Consider the following 16,428-nt stretch of genomic DNA (forward strand, 5'->3'; position numbering starts at 1 on the left):
TTAACTCCTTGTAGCGGGGCCGTGGGGGTCGTCACACGGCCCGAAACGATTGGGTCCCGGTCCTGACGTACGTACGGCGCGGACTGATCAGAGGATCAGGCGCCGTGGCGTCACTTGCCGAGAAGCTTCTTGATCTTCTTGGTGTCACCCGGGGCCATCTCGGCGTTGCCGGTGAGGCGACGCGTCAGACGGGACGACTTGTGCTCGAGCAGGTGGCGCTTGCCGGCGCGCTCACGGAGCACCTTGCCGGAGCCGGTGACCTTGAAGCGCTTGCTGGCACCGCTGTGCGACTTGTTCTTCGGCATAGCGCCGTTCTCTCCTCGTCGGTGGCGCTCCGGTGCCCGGTCGCGAAACCGGGCACGTCGGAGCGTCGCTCTTGTATCGGTTTACATCCTGGGACTGGCGTCCCGGGTTTTCCGGGGTCCGTACGTCCACCCTGTGGCGGTCGTACGTCCGTACGTCCGGCTCCCCCGGGGCTCACGCCCCGGGATCAGGCCTCGGCGGATGCCTCAGCCGGGGCCTCGGCGGTCTCGGCGTCGGCGGGGTTCTGCGAGCGGCCGGGGTTGGCCTTCGCGGACGCCTTGCGGGCCTCCTGCGCCTGACGGGCCTCGGCCATCGCCTCGGTCTTCTTCTTGTGCGGACCGAGAACCATGATCATGTTGCGGCCGTCCTGCTTCGGGTTCGACTCGACGAAGCCGAGGTCCTGGACGTCCTCCGCGAGGCGCTGCAGCAGTCGGTAGCCCAGCTCGGGGCGGGACTGCTCGCGGCCACGGAACATGATCGTGATCTTGACCTTGTCGCCCTGCTTGAGGAACCGGACGACGTGACCCTTCTTGGTGTCATAGTCGTGCGGGTCGATCTTCGGCCGGAGCTTCATCTCCTTGATGACCGTGTGCGCCTGGTTCTTGCGCGCCTCACGGGCCTTCATGGCCGACTCGTACTTGAACTTCCCGTAGTCCATGAGCTTGCACACGGGCGGACGGGCGTTCGCCGCGACCTCGACCAGGTCCAGGTCGTACTCCTGCGCAAGCTCCAGGGCCTTGGCAAGCGGCACGATGCCGACCTGCTCGCCACTGGGACCGACAAGTCGCACCTCGGGAACGCGAATCCGGTCGTTGATGCGGGGCTCGGCGCTGATGGATCCTCCTCGGTAGCACCTACGGCCGCCTGGCGGACGGCCGCGTATATGTCTGGTTTGACACAAGGACCAACCATCGCGGCGCATGAAAAATGCCCCGGACGGGACACAGGCGGGACTCCGAACTTTCCGGAGCACCGCCGCGGTGTACCGCGGGGCGCGATTTCGGGCGACTCCACCGTCCGTACGGAACGGTGGTGGCCGCCTGACCGGTGACCCGCCGCCCCTCGGGGCGGCCAGGTGGGAGATCGGAGCCTCCACTTGTGGGCCGGGCAACCAGGTGTCCGGCCGGTCGTCACTCAAGGCTAGCAGCTTCGGTCGGCCAGGGCTAATTGAGGCCAACCCGCGTCCGGCACCTATCGTGTGGGGCATGAGTGACACCTCCCCCTCGGAATCCGAGGCTCCCACGGAATCCCCGGCTTCCGCCGAGCATGCCGACTTCGACGCCATGACCCGCGACATCGCGGAGGTGCCCGCGGTCGAGGTGATCGTGACGGTCGCCGTCAACCTGATGAGCGCCGCCGCCGTGAAGCTCGGTCTGACCGAGGAGGGCGACAAGTACAAGGACCTGGACGAGGCCCGCAAGCTGGTGCACGCCCTGGCCGGTCTGCTCGACGCGAGCGCGACGGAGATCAGCTCCTTCCACGCGGCGCCGCTGCGTGACGGCCTGAAGTCGCTGCAGCTCGCGTTCCGCGAGGCGTCGGTCGTCCCGGACGACCCGGGCCAGGGTCCGGGTGAGAAGTACACCGGGCCGGTCTACGGCTAGTCCGACTCACCCCCGCCCAGGAATTCACGAACGCACGAACAGGGGCTCGCCCGGGGGCGTCGCTCCGGCCGGCAGGACTGCCAGGTCGAGGCCGCGCACCAGGCGGGCCCTCAGTGTGTCGTCGCCGGCCATCCGCTCGGCCACCGCGCGCACGGCCTCGGCCGGGCTCGCCGCCGGGTCGAGGACGAGCGCGAGGATGCCGTCCGCCCGGCCCGGGCCCAGGTAGGCACACTGCACGGAGGGCTCGGCGGCCACGGCGTCCCGCACGGCTCCGGTCACGGCCGGGTCGGCGAGCGGGTCGGTCGTCGTACGGCCCTCGGCGAGGGCCAGCAGCGCGGGGCCCGTCAGCTCGAACGGCACCGGCCCGGACAGGTCCAGGACGATCGTGTCGGCCTTCTCGTGCGCGGCGGCCTGCAGGGCCTGGTGCAGCGGGACGGCGACCGGGCGGGCCGCCGGGTCCCAGCGGGCCAGCGAGTCCGTGGAGGTGAAGGCGGGCAGGGCGGTGCGGCCGCCGGCCTTCAGGGTCGGTACGGCCATCTCGCTGGTCTTCTCGCGGCGCAGCCCCCGCTCGTCCTCCTCGACCTCCCCGAGCACGGCCACCACGGGCACCAGCAGCCGTGCGCCCTTGAGCGCCTCCAGGACCGACCCCAGGGCACTGCGGTCCTCGGCCCAGGCGGCGAGCGCCGCGCTCAGCCGGGGGTCGGCCGAGCCGTCGTCGTCGGAGAAGCCGGAGTCGGGAATGTTCTTGTTCGCCACGGTCACCGACCCTATCGGGGGGTCTTCGCCGGGGTCGTGCCGCCCCTGAGACACCGCGGTCGCCGCTCTCCCGGGTTTCTCAGCGTGCCCTGACACAGGTCTGACGCGGGTCCCGCGGCATGCACCGGACAGGCCCCGAGCATCGGCGGCCATGGAATCCCCGGGAACCCGCCGTCGCCACCGCGCCCGCGCATCGCGGCGCCGGTCGGTCCTCTGTACGGCGCCGGCGGCGGCCGTCGTGGCCGACGGTACGGCCACGGGGACGGCGTACCGGGAGGGCGCGGGCGCACGCGGACGCCGTATCGTCGGCGTGGTCGGTGACGCCCTCGGCGCCGGCCTCGACGAGCCAGGAGGCATCGGTGGACCCTGCCGCGGAACCCTCGGTGGACCGGGACGCGCTGCTGCGGCGGGCGATGGCCTCGGTGGCCGTCGAGGACACGGCGGACGTGGCCGTGGCGGTGCTCTCGATGGGCTCCGGGGAGAGCGCCGTGTCCGGCGACGGCACCTTCGACACGGCGAGCATCGTCAAGGTCGACATCCTGGCGACGCTGCTGCTCCAGGCGCAGGACGCCGGCCGGCACCTGACCGCGCAGGAGAAGGCGTACGCCGCCGCCATGATCGAGAACAGCGACAACGCGTCCGCGTCGGCACTGTGGACCGCGATCGGGCGCGCCGACGGCCTGGACAGCGCGAACAAGCGCTTCGGTCTGACGGACACGGTCGGTGGTGACGGCGCGTTGTGGGGGCTCACGCAGACCACGGCGGCGGATCAAGTGACCCTGCTGCGGCAGGTGTTCGGGGGCGACTCGCAACTGAGCCCGGCATCGCGGTCCTTTCTGCGGGGGCTGATGGGCGACATCGCCGAGGATCAGCGGTGGGGGGTCTCCGCCGCTGCGGACGGCTCCGCGTGGGCGTTGAAGAACGGATGGCTGCCGCGGAGCACGACCGGGCTGTGGGACGTCAACAGCATCGGGCGGGTGACGGCCGGCGGGCGCGACTACCTGGTGGCGGCGTTGTCCGACGGGAACTCGACGAAGCAGCAGGGCATTTCGGTGGTGGAGGCCGCGTCGCGCGCGGCCGTGGCCGTGTTCGGCTGAGAGCGCCTGGGGACCGCGGGTCGCCTACGGGGCACTTCTGCGGCCCCTCCACAGCAGTACCGAAGCCACCAGCAGCGCCACGCCCAGGGTCCCTGCCAGGGGCGCCGCCCAGCCCGGGGAGTCCGAGGCGGCGTCGGCCGTGTCCGGGCCGGGGCCGAAGTACTCCTTGCCGTATGCCGTCGCGCGCAGGTTGTCCGGCCTGAGCCCGGTCGCCGCCTTGATGGCCGCCGCGGGGTCGATGAAGCCGAAGCCGCGGGAGTCGTCCCGGCCGCCGGTGGGGGCGTTGCGGGCCGTCTTCTCCAGGAGTTGCTTGATCTGGGCCGGGCTGAGTCCCGGACGGGCCGCCTTGATCAGCGCGACGGCGCCCGAGACGAAGGCGGAGGCCGCGCTCGTGCCCCACCCCTCGTAGTACCTGCGGTCCGGGTCGGCGATGACGACGTCGACGCCGGGGGCGCTGACGGTGGCGTACCAGCGGCGGGTGGAGAAGGAGGCGCGCGTGCCGTAGCGGTCGACGGCGGTGGCGGCGATGACACCCGGGTAGGCCGCCGGGTACGAGGTGTGGTCGCCTAGCTCGCCACCGTTGCCGGCCGAGGCGACGACGGCGACGCCCTTCTTCAGGGCGTACTGGATGGCCTCGTCCTCCGCCGCTTCCGGGTGCGCGGAGCTGGAGTCGTCGCCGAGGGAGAGGTTGATGACGTCGGCGCCGTGGTCGACGGCCCAGCGGATGCCTTCGGCGAGGGCGTTGCCGCGGGTGTTGCGGGCCTTCGTACGGGCGGGGTCGCCGTCCTCGAGGATGACGCGGACGGGAAGGATCTTCGCCTCGGGGGCGACGCCGATGACGCCGTCGGTGTCGTCGACGCCGTGGCCGTGTCCGGCGATGATGCCGGCCATCGCGGTGCCGTGCCGGGCCCAGGCGCGGTCGCCGCGCTGGGCGCCGAAGCCGACCAGGTCCTTGGCGGGGAGCACGTTGCCCGCGAGGTCGGGGTGGGTGTCGTCGACGCCGGTGTCGAGGACGGCGACGGTGATGCCCTTGCCCTTGGTCGTCTGCCAGGCCTCCCTCAGGTGCAGGGCGTCGAGGGCCCACTCCTGGGCACGGATGCCGTCGGCGTGGGCGGCGGTGGCGGGCAGCACGGCGAGGGCGCCGGCGAGGAGGAGGGTGAGCAGGCGCGCGCCGGTGGTGCGGGCGCTCATGAGGGCTTCTCCGTGGCCGAGGTGAAGGTCCTGCGCAGGGCCGCCTCGATGCGGTCGGCGAGGCCGGCCGCGTCGTTGCCGAGTCCCGCCTGGGCGGGGGCCGTGGTGGCGCCGTTCTTCATGGCGTCCTCGGCCGGCTGGGGTTCGGTGACGGTGCGGCCGTCGGCGAAGCCGGAGACGGCGTAGACGACGACGGGGGCGTCGGTGAGGACCGATATCGTCCAGGACGCGCGCTGGGCGTCGCCGAAGCCCGCCGCGACAGTGCCCCTGGCCGCGTACGGGCGGGGCATGAGGTCGGTGCGGCGGTCCAGGCCCTCGTCCTTGAAGCGGCTGGCGAGGGCGCCCATGGCGGCGGCGTCGGCCCGTGTGAACATCAGTCCGACGGTGGTGACCTGGCTGCGGGTCGCGTCGGTATAGGTGGCGCGCAGCAGCCGCAGACAGCCCACCGGGGCGAGGGCCTTGCGCAGAAGGGGGTCGAAGGCGTCCGTGCAGCCGCTGTCGGGGGCGACGGCTATACGGGTCCAGGTGCGGTCGGCGCCGCCGGGCCCGGCGCCCGGGCCGTCGACGGTGGGTGGGAAGAGCCGGTCGACGGGGACGTTGTGCCACAGGGTTCCGGCGACGGCGTACGCGCCCCGCGCCCCGTCCGGTGAGTCGTCACCGGTGAGCCAACTGCCGGTGGCGGCACCGCCGATGAGGCCCAGCCCGAGAACGAGGCAGGCGGCGGACGCGGCGACCCGGGGGCGGACGCGGGCGCCGAAGGGCCGCGGCCGGGAGGTGTCGACACCGCGGGTGTCGGGCTGGGCGAGGGTCACGAAGGGCCGTGCCGGTTCGACGGGGCGCAGCCGCGCGGTGGTCTCCACTATGCCGACGGGGTCCGCCGAGGGGGCGGTGCCGACGGTCGGGGGTGTGTCGGGGAAGCGCGCGGTGGCCGCCGGCGGGGGCGGGCCGGGGGCCTCGGCGTGCCGGTCGAGTCGGACGTCCGAGAGGCCGCGGGACTCGGGGGCGGGCCGCGCCGACGGTTCCCGGTCAGGACCGGACGCGCCCTCGGAGCCCCCCGCGGGCCGCTGGGGCGCGCCCGCGCGGAGCCTGAACGGCCGCGTGCCGGCACCGGTCCGGGCGGCTTCGCCGACCGCGCCGGGACCGGCCGGGGGACGGCTCGCGCCGGAGTGCCCGGGGGCGTCCACCGTGTCCGGCCGGCGGGGGCCGCCCTCCGCACCGGAACGCCCGAAGAACTCGTCGGCACCGGGCCGCACCGGGGCCCCGGCCGTGCCGGACCGGATCGTGGTCTGCGTCCGGGGCGGCTGCTCGGGGTGGGGCGGGGCAGGCGGGACGGACGTACGGGCGGGCGGCGTTCGCCGCGGTGCGGCTGGGGCCTGCGGACCGGACGGGGGTGCCGCGACGGGCGGCTGCTCCGGGTGGGGCGGGATCGTTCCGGCGGAGCCGTTGCGCTGCGTCGTCCGGGGCCGGCCGCCTCCGGCGGCGAAGGCGCCGTTCGCCCCCGCGGGCTGGACACCCGGCGGCGTCGACGGGCGCGGCGGAGGCACGGAGGCGTCGGAGCGGGTCGCCGGGCGGGGCGGGGTCGCCGGCTGGTCCGGTCCCGTCGCCGGACGACGCGCAGGCACGGGGTCGCCCGGCGGCGTGGCCGGGCGGGGCGGTGTCGAGGGGCGCGGAGGGATGGAGGCGCGGTGCGCTTCCGTGCTCATGCACCCCCCGTTTCGTTGTCGCCGGGCCTCCCGGGATGTCCCGGTTGTTCGACCGCCCGGGTGGACGGCCGGTGGGCGTGGTGCGGACGCCCGCCCGTCCTGGGCAGGCATACCCGCGCGAGCGGGCGCCCATCCCAGGCGTACGCGCCCGAGCGGATCAACCGCTTCCCCACGTGCGCGTCACTCTACGGGTTGATCCGCCTCGAACGGGAACCGGTCCATGTCACCGGCGGCATCTGCCCGGATCGTCCCCCTACCCCGCGGTAATCACATCTGGCAGGCTGCGTCCATGACTGCCCGCGCCGCAGACCGGGCCCGCTACGACCGGGCCACCGCTCATCTCGACGCCCCTGTCGCGATCGTGGACCTGGAGGCATTCGATTCGAACGCCGACGATCTGCTCCGCCGGGCCGGTGGCAAGCCGATCCGGGTCGCCAGCAAGTCCGTTCGCTGCCGCGCCCTGCTCGAACGGGTGCTCGCCCGGGAGGGTTTCGCCGGCATCATGTCCTTCACGCTCGCCGAGTCCCTGTGGCTGGCCCGCTCCGGCTTCGACGACGTCCTGCTCGCCTACCCGTCGGCGGACCGGCAGGGGTACGCCGAACTGACCGGCGATCCCAAGCTCGCCGCCGCCGTCACGGTGATGATCGACGACCCGGCCCAGCTCCGCCTCATCGACGACGCCCGTCGGGGCGGCACCGAAGAGGTGCGTGTCTGCCTGGAGTTGGACACCTCCCTGAAGCTGCTCGGCGGCCGGGTCCGCGTCGGTGCGCGCCGCTCGCCGCTGCACTCCCCCGAGCAGGTCGCCGAGATGGCCCGCACGGTGGTCCGCACGCCCGGTTTCCGGCTGGTGGGCATCATGGCGTACGAGGGCCATATAGCGGGTGTCGGCGACGCGGTGGCCGGGCGTCCGGTGCGGTCGCGGGCCATCCGGCTGATGCAGGCCACAGCGCGCAGGGAACTCGCCGGGCGGCGTGCCGAGGTGGTCCGCGCCGTCCGCGCCGTGGCGCCGGACCTGGAGTTCGTCAACGGCGGCGGCACCGGCAGCGTCCAGTACACGGCCGCCGAGGACGCGGTGACCGAGATAGGCGCGGGCTCGGGCCTGTACGTGCCGCGGCTGTTCGACAACTACACGTCGTTCCGCGGGCGTCCGGCCGCGCTGTTCGCCATGCCGGTGGTGCGCAGGCCGGGGGTCGGGGTGGTGACCGTGCTGGGCGGCGGCTACCCCGCGTCGGGCGCCGCGGGCCCCGACCGGCTGCCCGTGCCGTATCTGCCCGAGGGGCTGAGGTACGACCCGCAGGAGGGCCCCGGCGAGGTGCAGACGCCGCTGCTCGGCTCGGCCGCCGACGACCTGCTCATCGGCGACAAGGTGTGGTTCCGGCACGCCAAGGCGGGCGAGCTGTGCGAGCGTTTCGACTCGCTCCACCTGGTCGAGGGCGACCGGGTCACGGCGACCGTGCCGACGTACCGCGGCGAGGGGTACACCTTCCTCTGACCCGCCGGGGTCGAGTTCGCGGGCCCGTCCCTACAGGGGCGTCACGTACGCGCCCGAGATTCCGCCGTCCACGAGGAAGTCGGTGGCGTTCACGAAGGACGAGTCGTCGCTGGCGAGGAACGCGACCGCGGCGGCGATCTCCTCCGCCTCCGCGAACCGGCCGACCGGGATGTGCACCAGACGGCGCGCGGCCCGCTCGGGGTCCTTGGCGAACAGCTCCTGCAGCAGTGGGGTGTTGACCGGTCCGGGGCACAGCGCGTTGACCCGGATGCCCTCCCGCGCGAACTGCACGCCCAGCTCGCGGGACATGGCGAGGACGCCGCCCTTGGAGGCCGTGTACGAGATCTGCGAGGTGGCCGCACCCATCCGCGCCACAAACGACGCGGTGTTGATGATGGAGCCCCTGCCCTGGCGCCGCATGTAGGGGATCGCGGCCTTGCAGCACAGGTAGACGGAGGTCAGGTTGACCTCCTGGACCCGCTTCCAGGCCTCCAGGCCGGTCTCCAGGATGGAGTCGTCGTCGGGCGGCGAGATGCCCGCGTTGTTGAAGGCGACGTCGACGGACCCGTAGGTGTCGTGGGCCGCCTTGAACAGCGCCTCCACCTGGTCGGGGTCGGTGACGTCGACCTTCACGAACAGTCCGCCGACCTCCTCGGCGGCGGCCTTGCCGCGGGTCTCGTCGATGTCGCCGCAGACGACGTTCGCGCCCTCGGCGGCGAGCCTGCGCGCACTGGCCAGACCGATGCCGCTGCCGGCACCGGTGACGACGGCGGTACGGCCGACCAGGCGGCGGCAGATGATGTCAGAGGTCTGTGAGGTCTCTGTCACTGTGCGGGGCCCTCCGTGCTGATGAAGACGTTCTTGGTCTCGGTGAAGGCGGTCAGGGCGTCCGGGCCCAGTTCGCGGCCGATCCCCGACTGCTTGAAGCCGCCGAAGGGGGTCCAGTATCGGACGCTGGAGTGGGAGTTGACGGACAGGTTGCCCGCGCGGACGGCCTGGGAGACGCGCAGCGCGCGGCCGACGTCCCGGGTCCAGATGGAACCGGAGAGCCCGTACGGCGTGTCGTTGGCCAGGCGGATCGCGTCGGCCTCGTCCTCGAAGGGCAGGACGACGGCGACCGGCCCGAAGACCTCCTCGACGGCCACGCGCGCGTGCGGGTCGACGCCGGTGAGGACGGTCGGCGGGAACCAGAAGCCCGGTCCCTCGGGCGCCTTGCCGCGGATCCCTTCGGCGTCCGCGGGGACGTACGAACGGACGCGCTCCAGTTGTGGCCTGGAGATCAGCGGCCCCATCCGGGTGTTCTCGTCGGCCGGGTCACCGACGAGGACCGACTCGACGGCGGGGGCGAGGAGGTCGAGGAAGCGGTCGTGGGCGGAGCGCTGGATCAGGATGCGGGTACGGGCGCAGCAGTCCTGGCCGGAGTTGTCGAGGAACGACATGGGAGCGGCGGCCGCGGCGGCCTCGAGGTCGGCGTCGGCGAAGACGATGTTGGGGCTCTTGCCACCGAGTTCGAGGGTGACCCGCTTGAGGAGTGCCGAACCCTTCGCCAGCACCTGCTTGCCCACGGCTGTCGACCCGGTGAAAACGATCTTCGCCACGCCCGGGTGCTCGACGAGCGCGGCGCCCGCGACCGGGCCGTGGCCGGGCAGCACCTGGAACAGGCCCTCCGGCAGCCCGGCCTCCAGGGCCAGTTCGGCCAGGCGCAGGGCGGTGAGCGGGGTCGTCTCGGCGGGCTTGAGCAGCACCGCGTTGCCCGCCGCGAGGGCCGGGGCGGTGCCCCATGCGGCGATCGGCATCGGGAAGTTCCAGGGCGCGATGACGCCCACGACACCGAGCGGTTCGAGGATGGTGACGTCCAGGCCGCCGGGGACCGGGATCTGGCGCCCGGTCAGCCGCTCCACTCCCCCTGCCGAGTAGTCCAGCAGGTCACGGACGTTGCCGGCCTCCCAGCGGGCGTTTCCGATCGTGTGCCCCGCCTCGCGGACCTCCAACTGCGCGAGTTCCTCGATGTGTTCGTCGACGGCCCGGGCGAACCGGCGCAGCAGCCGGGCCCGGTCGCCGGGTGACAGCGTGGCCCACCGGGACTGAGCCCGCGCGGCCCGCAGGACGGCGGCGTCCACATCGGCCGCGGTGGCGGCGGGGACGGTGGCGAGGACCTCCTCGGTGGCCGGGTTGAGCACCTGCAGATCGGGCTCGTTCGACGCGAAGCTCGACTCGACGTTCGACACGAAAGAACCTCTCACATGCGTTCGAAGGAGCGGCGCAGCTCCCAGTCGGTCACCGCGGCGTCGAAGGCCGCCAGCTCGACGCGGGCCATGTTGAGGTAGTGCGCGACCACCTCGTCGCCGAAGGCGGCCTTGGCGAGGGCGCTGTTCTCCCAGAGTTCGGCGGCCTCGCGCAGGGTGGTGGGCACGTGCGCGTACTCGGCGGTGTAGGCGTTCCCGGGGCAGGGCTCGGGCAGTTCCAGCTTCTGCTCCATGCCGTACAGCCCGGCCGCGACCATCCCGGCGACGGCGAGGTGCGGATTGACGTCGCCGCCGGGGACCCGGTTCTCGAAGCGTGTGGAGCGGCCGTGGCCGACGACCCTGAGGGCGCAGGTGCGGTTGTCGTAACCCCAGGCGACCGCGGTCGGCGCGAAGGAACCCGGCTGGAAACGCTTGTAGGAGTTGATGCCCGGCGCGTACAGCAGCGAGAAGTCGCGCAGGGCGGCCAGCTGCCCGGCCAGGAAGTGACGCATGGTCTCGGACATCCCGCCGGGGTCGTCGGACGTCCCGGCCATGACGTTGCGGCCGTGCTCGTCGGCGAGCGAGAGGTGGATGTGGCAGGAGTTGCCCTCGCGCTCGTTGTACTTCGCCATGAAGGTGATCGAGACGCCCTCCTGGGCGGCGATCTCCTTGGCGCCGGTCTTGTAGATGGCGTGCTGGTCGCAGGTGACCAGGGCGTCGTCGTAGCGGAAGGCGATCTCGTGCTGGCCGGGGTTGCACTCGCCCTTGGCGGACTCGACGGTCATCCCCGCGCCGGCCATCTCGTTGCGGATGCGGCGCAGCAGGGGCTCGATGCGTCCGGTGCCGAGCACGCTGTAGTCGATGTTGTACTGGTTGGCCGGGGTCAGGCCCCGGTAGTTCGCGTCCCAGGCCTGCTCGTAGGTGTCCTTGAAGACGATGAACTCCAGCTCGGTGCCGACCTTGGCGGTGAGGCCGAGGACGGCCAGGCGCTCCAGCTGGCGACGCAGGATCTGGCGGGGGGCGGCGAGTACGGGTGAGCCGTCGTTCCAGGCGAGGTCGGCGATGACCATGGCCGTGCCCTCGTGCCAGGGCACCCGGCGCAGTGTGCTCAGGTCCGGGTGGAGGGCGAAGTCGCCGTAACCGCGGTCCCAGGAGGACATGTCGTAGCCGTCGACCGTGTTCATCTCGGTGTCGACGGCGAGGAGGTAGTTGCAGCCCTCGGTGCCGTGCTCCAGGACCTCGTCGAGGAAGAAGCGCGCGGCGAACCGTTTGCCCTGGAGGCGCCCTTGCATGTCGGGGAAGGCCAGGACGACGGTGTCGATCTCGCCGCCGGCGACGAGGGCGTGCAGCTCCTCCAGGCCGAGCGGGGATGTGCGGTCTGCCACAGGAGGTCTCCTTCGGATCCGCCGGGAGTCATAAGGTATGTGCGAGGACCATTGCTTGGGAAGGGGGCACGGCCAGATGTCGCAGGCTGAGGCCGACGGCGTCGTCGGCGGCGTACGGGACCGGTTGACGCCGGTGCTGCGGCCGGTGCGGGCGGGCAACGGCTTCGAGGAGGCGCTGGAGCAGATCCTCCAGGTGGTCCGCCTGGGGCTGGTGCCGGACGGCGAACGGCTGCCCGCGGAGCGTGAGCTGGCGGAACGGCTGGGGATCAGCCGGGTGACGCTGCGCGAGGTGCTCAAGGTTCTCCATGACCAGGGCCTGGTCGAGTCGCGGCGTGGGCGCTACGGCGGCACGTTCGTCCTGCCACGTGTCGACGCGGGCGGCGAGGAGGAGCTGCGCCGGCGCATCGAGAAGATCGACATCGAGGACGTGCTGCGGTTCCGGGAGGTGCTGGAGGTGGGGGCGGCGGGCCTGTGCGCGACGCACGGCCTCACGGACGAGCAGGCGGCACGGCTGCGGCAGGCCCTGGCCCGCACCCAGGACGCACCGCTGACGGAGTACCGGCGCCTGGACACGCTGCTGCACCTCACCCTGGCGGAGCTCGGCGGGTCACCGTCGCTGACGGCGCAGTACGCGGCCGTACGGGCGACGGTGAACGACCTGCTGGACTGCATCCCCCTGCTGGTGCGCAACCTGGAGCACTCGCAGCGGCAGCACGAGGCCCTGGTGGAGGCGGTGTTGGACGGGGACGCCGACGGGGCGCGGGAGATGATGCGGGAGCACTGCGCGGGGACGGCGGCGCTGCTGCGCGGGTTCCTCACCTGAGCACCGTCGCCACAAAGGTACGAAAGTCAACCATTGAAGCTCTGGGAGGCCCGTATGAGCGGACGGCCGCTGATCGGCGTGAGTACGTATCTGGAGGCCGGGACGCGGTGGGGCGCCTGGGAGCTGGAGGCGGCGCTGCTGCCGGTGGGCTACCCGCGGCTGGTGCAGCGGGCCGGCGGGCTCGCCGCGATGCTCCCGCCGGACGATCCGGCGCGGGCGGCGGCGACGGTGGCCCGGCTGGACGGTGTCGTGATCGCGGGTGGCCCGGACGTCGACCCGGCCCGCTACGGCGCGGAGCGCTCCCCGCGCACCGGGCCCCCGGCGCCGGAGCGGGACGCCTGGGAGCTGGCCCTGATCGGGGCCGCGCTGGACTCCGGCACACCGCTCCTCGGCATCTGCCGTGGGATGCAGTTGCTGAACGTCGCCCTGGGCGGCACGCTCGTGCAGCACCTCGACGGGCACGTGGGTCAGGTCGGCGTGTTCGGCGGGCACACGGTCAAGCCGGTGCCGGGCACGCGCTACGCGGAGGTGGCGCCGGAGTCGGTGTCGGTGCCGACCTACCACCACCAGGCCGTGGACCGCCTCGGGGACGGACTGGTGATCTCGGCGTACGCGGAGGACGGCACCCCGGAGGCGGTGGAACTGCCGGGTGCGGCCTGGGTGCTGGGTGTGCAGTGGCACCCCGAGATGGGCGACGACGACCGGGTGATGCGGGCACTGGTGGGGGCGGCGTCCGCCCGGGGCTAGCACCGCCCCTCAGCCCCGGTCCGTCCCCGTGTCAGTCCTACCCCGTCCCCGCCCCCATCTCCACCGGCACCATCCCCGCACCAGCCCCGACCCCGCACCCATCTCCACCGGCACCATCCCCGCACCAGCCCCGACCCCGCACCCATCTCCACCGGCGCCATCCCCGCGTCGACCCTGACGTCGTCCCCTGTCAGCCCTGGCCCTTGTGCCGGGTCAGGCCCAGCAGGTCCCGTGCCGGCCCCGTCGGCCGGTGGCCCGTGCGCCATACCGCTCGCAGCGCGCGGTCCAGGCGTATGCCCTCGACCGCGACGCCGACCAGGCGGCGGGCCGAGAGTTCCTCGCCCACGGCGAGTTCACTCAGGACCGCGGGGCCCGCGCCGCTCACCGCGGAGGCTTTCACCGCGGTGGTCGAGGACAGTTCGAGCAGGGGGCGGGCCAGGCCGCCCAGGGCCGCGTCCAGTACCTGGCGGGTGCCCGAGCCCTCCTCCCGCAGGATGAGCGGGGTCGAGGCCAGTTCCCCGGGCGTGACCGGTCGCCGGCGGCGCGCCCAGGGGTGGCCCGGGGCCGTCACCACGATCAGACGGTCGCGGGCGACGACGGCCGCGTCCAGGCCCGCGGGCACGGACACCCCCTCCACGAAGCCCAGGTCGGCCTCGTCCGCGAGCAGGCGTTCGGCGACCGCCGCGGAGTTCCCGGCGAGCAGCGACACCGCGGTGTCCGGTCGCTGCGCGCGCAGCGCGATCAGCCAGCCGGGCAGCAGGTACTCCGCGATGGTCATGCTCGCCGCCACCCGCAGCCGTGAGTCCCGTCGGCCCCGCAGTGCCTGCACTCCCGCGTCGAACGCCTCCGCGGCCTCCACGATCCGCCGCGCCCAGTCGGTGACCAGCGCTCCCGCGTCGGTCAGCCGGGAGCCCCTGGGCGAACGGTCCACCAGCGCCACCCCGAGCTGCCGCTCCATCGACCGGATCCGGCTGCTGGCCGCCGGCTGGGTGATCCCCACCTCCCGCGCCGCCCGCCCCAGGCTGCCCAGCCGGGCCACGGCGAGCAGCAGCTCCAGCGCCCCCAGGTCGGGCACCCGGTGCGCCAGTCCGGCCGCCGGATGCGCGCTCCCATCACCTTCTGCCATAAACACAGCTTATGCCCCGACAGAGACAAGGTCCCTGGGGCGGGCGTTCGCGCGGCGGGACCGTGGCCCCATGGTCACCGCAACCCCGCCCCTGGCCCTGCCGGCCCGCCCCCGGCGCGCCGTCGCCGTCCGGCACCTCGGTCCCAACTGGTACGCCTCCGTGATGGGCACCGCGATCGTGGCGACCGCCGGAGCCGGACTGCCCGGCGCCGCGCACGTGCCCGGGCTGCGGAGCGTCTGCGCGGCCGTGTGGGCACTGTCCCTCCTGCTGCTGGTGGCCCTGCTCGGCGCCCGGGTCCTGCACTGGCTCCACCACGGCGACCACTCCCGCGCCGACCTTCTCGAGCCCGCCATGGCCCCCTTCTACGGCTGCCCCGCCATGGCCCTGCTCGCCGTGGGCGGCGCCACCCTGGCCGTCGGCCGGGACTGGATCGGGGTGCGTTCCGCGCTCGCCGTGGACGCCGGACGCCGTCCTGTTCACCGCGGGCACCGTCGTCGGTCTCGTCGCCGCCGTCGCGGTGCCGTATCTGATGGTCGCCCGGCACCGCATCGAGCCGGACCAGGCGACCCCCGTCTGGCTGCTGCCCCTGGTCGCCCCGATGGTCTCGGCAGCCCAGGGCCCGCTGCTGGTCCCGCCCCGCGAGACCCTGCGGTTCGCCTCCCTGGCGCTGTTCGGTCTGAGTCTGCTGGCGACAGTCGTGACGCTGCCGCTGATCCCGGCCCGGCTCCTTGTCACGGGCCCGTTGCCGCTCCCCCTCACCCCGACCCTGTTCCTGGTGCTCGGCCCGCTCGGGCAGTCCACCACCGCCGTCGGCGCCTGCGCCGGTGTGGCCGCGGGTGCCGTACCGGCCCCGTGCGCCGGGGGCTTCGCCGTCCTCTCGGTGCTGTACGGCGTCCCGGTCATGGGCTTCGCCCTGCTGTGGCTGGCTCTCGCCACCGCGTTGGTCGTCCGCGCCCAGCGGCGCGGGATGGGCTTCGCGGTGACCTGGTGGGCGTTCACCTTCCCGGTGGGCACGTGTGTCACCGGGCCGGAGGCGCTGGGCCGGCGCACCGGGCTCGCCGCCTTCGACGGGCTCGCGATCGGTCTGTTCGCGCTGCTCGTCGCGGCCTGGGCCGTCGCCGCCGTCCGTACCGGCCGGGTTGTCGTCAGCGGCGAGCTGCTCGCAGCGCCTCGGCGAGAACCCGCGGCGCCTCGGTCGACGACGGCCCGTACCAGGTGAGGTGACGCCCGCTGACCAGCGCGCACGGCGTTCCGGCGAACGCCTCGGGACCGTCGTCGGCGGTGAAGCGGTACGGCTCGTCGGGCAGCACCACGAGCTCGGGGGCGGCCCTGCGCAGTTCCTCCACGGGAATCCTCGGATAGCGCTCGGCGTGGCTCGCGTAGACGTTGTCGACGCCGAGCCGGGCCAGGACGTCCCCGGCGAAGGTGTCCCGGCCCAGCACCATCCAGGGCCTGCGCCACACGGGGACGACCGCGGTCGTACGGGCGTTGGGCACCGGTAGCCGCGCCCACGCCTCCTCTGCCTCGTCCAGCCAGCGCGGCCGGGCGGGCGCGCCGCACGCGGCCACCACCCGGTCCAGCTCCCGGAAGGCCTGCGGCACGCTGCGCACCTCGGTGACCAAAACCGTCAGGCCGGCCTCACGGAGGGCGGCGAGGTCCGGTTCGCGGTTCTCCTCCTCGTTGGCGAGCACCAGATCGGGGGCGAGCCGGACGATCCGGTCGACCTTCGGGTTCTTGGTGCCGCCGATCCGCACGACGTCGAGATCCGCGGGGTGGGTGCACCAGTCGGTGGCGCCGACCAGGGCGCCGGGCACGGACGCGGCCACGGCCTCGGTGAGGGACGGCACCAGCGAGACGACCCGGGTCACGGCCGCCGGCTCCGGGTGGCGCAGAGGTCAGGCATGTCGGCAAGTATTCCAGCGCGGGACCCGGACGGGTGTCCCCCGAACGGATCGGCCGGAGAGCGCCGACCCGCCGA

At 73.4% G+C, this 16,428-nt stretch carries 14 protein-coding genes and 2 pseudogenes; 6 read left to right on the forward strand and 10 right to left on the reverse strand.

The window, feature by feature from the left end:
* Positions 1–110: 110 nt before the first annotated feature.
* Both rpmI and infC read right to left on the reverse strand, forming a co-directional pair.
* On the reverse strand, positions 111–305 hold the full coding sequence (gene rpmI, locus ACFYZJ_RS23210; RefSeq protein WP_103845027.1) for a 50S ribosomal protein L35: 195 nt from the start codon (positions 303–305) through the stop codon (positions 111–113).
* 185 nt (positions 306–490) lie between these two features.
* Positions 491–1,138 (reverse strand): translation initiation factor IF-3, encoded by a 648-nt coding sequence (infC, locus tag ACFYZJ_RS23215; RefSeq protein WP_103845041.1) that lies wholly within the window; start codon positions 1,136–1,138, stop codon positions 491–493.
* 370 nt (positions 1,139–1,508) lie between these two features.
* Between infC and ACFYZJ_RS23220 the strand changes: the two genes are divergently transcribed.
* On the forward strand, positions 1,509–1,904 hold the full coding sequence (locus tag ACFYZJ_RS23220; protein WP_388570910.1) for a DUF1844 domain-containing protein: 396 nt from the start codon (positions 1,509–1,511) through the stop codon (positions 1,902–1,904).
* A gap of 24 nt (positions 1,905–1,928) precedes the next feature.
* Here the strand turns inward: ACFYZJ_RS23220 and ACFYZJ_RS23225 are convergent, their stop codons facing one another.
* Positions 1,929–2,660 (reverse strand): SseB family protein, encoded by a 732-nt coding sequence (locus ACFYZJ_RS23225; protein ID WP_388570912.1) that lies wholly within the window; start codon positions 2,658–2,660, stop codon positions 1,929–1,931.
* 151 nt (positions 2,661–2,811) lie between these two features.
* Between ACFYZJ_RS23225 and ACFYZJ_RS23230 the strand changes: the two are divergent.
* Positions 2,812–3,757 (forward strand): annotated as a pseudogene (locus ACFYZJ_RS23230) (serine hydrolase).
* Between the two features lie 24 nt (positions 3,758–3,781).
* Here ACFYZJ_RS23230 and mycP read toward each other — a convergent pair.
* Both mycP and ACFYZJ_RS23240 read right to left on the reverse strand, forming a co-directional pair.
* Positions 3,782–4,948 (reverse strand): type VII secretion-associated serine protease mycosin, encoded by a 1,167-nt coding sequence (gene mycP / locus ACFYZJ_RS23235; protein WP_388570914.1) that lies wholly within the window; start codon positions 4,946–4,948, stop codon positions 3,782–3,784.
* A complete protein-coding gene (locus tag ACFYZJ_RS23240; RefSeq protein ID WP_388570915.1) occupies positions 4,945–6,651 on the reverse strand; it encodes a hypothetical protein in 1,707 nt (568 codons plus the stop codon). The genes mycP and ACFYZJ_RS23240 overlap by 4 nt, the downstream gene beginning before the upstream one ends.
* Positions 6,652–6,940: 289 nt before the next feature.
* Between ACFYZJ_RS23240 and ACFYZJ_RS23245 the strand changes: the two genes are divergently transcribed.
* Complete coding sequence (locus tag ACFYZJ_RS23245) at positions 6,941–8,143, forward strand: amino acid deaminase/aldolase (protein WP_388570917.1); 1,203 nt, start codon at positions 6,941–6,943, stop codon at positions 8,141–8,143.
* A 30-nt stretch (positions 8,144–8,173) separates the two neighbouring features.
* On the opposite strand, the gene ACFYZJ_RS23250 is transcribed toward ACFYZJ_RS23245, so the two are convergent.
* Genes ACFYZJ_RS23250 through ACFYZJ_RS23260 form a run of 3 tightly spaced genes read right to left on the reverse strand, consistent with a single transcriptional unit; the run spans position 8,174 to position 11,753 of the window.
* Entirely contained in the window at positions 8,174–8,971 is a 798-nt protein-coding gene (locus ACFYZJ_RS23250) for a 3-oxoacyl-ACP reductase (protein ID WP_388570919.1), read from the reverse strand.
* Positions 8,968–10,371, reverse strand: coding sequence for an aldehyde dehydrogenase family protein (locus ACFYZJ_RS23255; RefSeq protein WP_388570920.1), 1,404 nt, complete (start codon positions 10,369–10,371; stop codon positions 8,968–8,970). Before ACFYZJ_RS23255 ends, ACFYZJ_RS23250 begins: the two co-directional genes overlap by 4 nt.
* Before the next feature lie 11 nt (positions 10,372–10,382).
* Positions 10,383–11,753, reverse strand: a complete 1,371-nt coding sequence (locus ACFYZJ_RS23260) for a glutamine synthetase family protein (protein ID WP_388570921.1) — start codon at positions 11,751–11,753, stop codon at positions 10,383–10,385.
* A gap of 76 nt (positions 11,754–11,829) precedes the next feature.
* Here ACFYZJ_RS23260 and ACFYZJ_RS23265 point away from each other — a divergent pair, with 76 nt between their 5' ends.
* On the forward strand, positions 11,830–12,576 hold the full coding sequence (locus tag ACFYZJ_RS23265) for a FadR/GntR family transcriptional regulator (protein ID WP_388570922.1): 747 nt from the start codon (positions 11,830–11,832) through the stop codon (positions 12,574–12,576).
* 54 nt (positions 12,577–12,630) lie between these two features.
* Positions 12,631–13,323, forward strand: a complete 693-nt coding sequence (locus ACFYZJ_RS23270) for a gamma-glutamyl-gamma-aminobutyrate hydrolase family protein (RefSeq protein WP_388570923.1) — start codon at positions 12,631–12,633, stop codon at positions 13,321–13,323.
* A 190-nt stretch (positions 13,324–13,513) separates the two neighbouring features.
* On the opposite strand, the gene ACFYZJ_RS23275 is transcribed toward ACFYZJ_RS23270, so the two are convergent.
* Positions 13,514–14,449 carry a LysR family transcriptional regulator gene (locus ACFYZJ_RS23275; protein ID WP_388570925.1) on the reverse strand — a complete coding sequence of 312 codons (936 nt, stop codon included), beginning with the start codon at positions 14,447–14,449 and terminating at the stop codon, positions 13,514–13,516.
* A 70-nt stretch (positions 14,450–14,519) separates the two neighbouring features.
* Between ACFYZJ_RS23275 and ACFYZJ_RS23280 the strand changes: the two are divergent.
* A pseudogene (locus tag ACFYZJ_RS23280) lies at positions 14,520–15,669 on the forward strand (C4-dicarboxylate ABC transporter).
* Here the strand turns inward: ACFYZJ_RS23280 and ACFYZJ_RS23285 are convergent.
* Complete coding sequence (locus ACFYZJ_RS23285) at positions 15,596–16,318, reverse strand: helical backbone metal receptor (protein WP_388570927.1); 723 nt, start codon at positions 16,316–16,318, stop codon at positions 15,596–15,598. The pseudogene ACFYZJ_RS23280 and the gene ACFYZJ_RS23285 overlap by 74 nt on opposite strands.
* Positions 16,319–16,428: the final 110 nt, after the last annotated feature.

The organism is Streptomyces sp. NPDC001848 (assembly GCF_042891915.1).
GTDB lineage: Bacteria > Actinomycetota > Actinomycetes > Streptomycetales > Streptomycetaceae > Streptomyces.

Coding starts and splice junctions, on each gene's coding strand:
- rpmI (WP_103845027.1), bottom strand. CDS start 305: ATGCCGAAGAACAAGTCGCACAGCGGTGCCAGCAAGCGCTTCAAGGTC.
- ACFYZJ_RS23220 (WP_388570910.1), top strand. CDS start 1,509: ATGAGTGACACCTCCCCCTCGGAATCCGAGGCTCCCACGGAATCCCCG.
- mycP (WP_388570914.1), bottom strand. CDS start 4,948: ATGAGCGCCCGCACCACCGGCGCGCGCCTGCTCACCCTCCTCCTCGCC.
- ACFYZJ_RS23240 (WP_388570915.1), bottom strand. CDS start 6,651: ATGAGCACGGAAGCGCACCGCGCCTCCATCCCTCCGCGCCCCTCGACA.
- ACFYZJ_RS23245 (WP_388570917.1), top strand. CDS start 6,941: ATGACTGCCCGCGCCGCAGACCGGGCCCGCTACGACCGGGCCACCGCT.
- ACFYZJ_RS23265 (WP_388570922.1), top strand. CDS start 11,830: ATGTCGCAGGCTGAGGCCGACGGCGTCGTCGGCGGCGTACGGGACCGG.
- ACFYZJ_RS23270 (WP_388570923.1), top strand. CDS start 12,631: ATGAGCGGACGGCCGCTGATCGGCGTGAGTACGTATCTGGAGGCCGGG.
- ACFYZJ_RS23275 (WP_388570925.1), bottom strand. CDS start 14,449: ATGGCAGAAGGTGATGGGAGCGCGCATCCGGCGGCCGGACTGGCGCAC.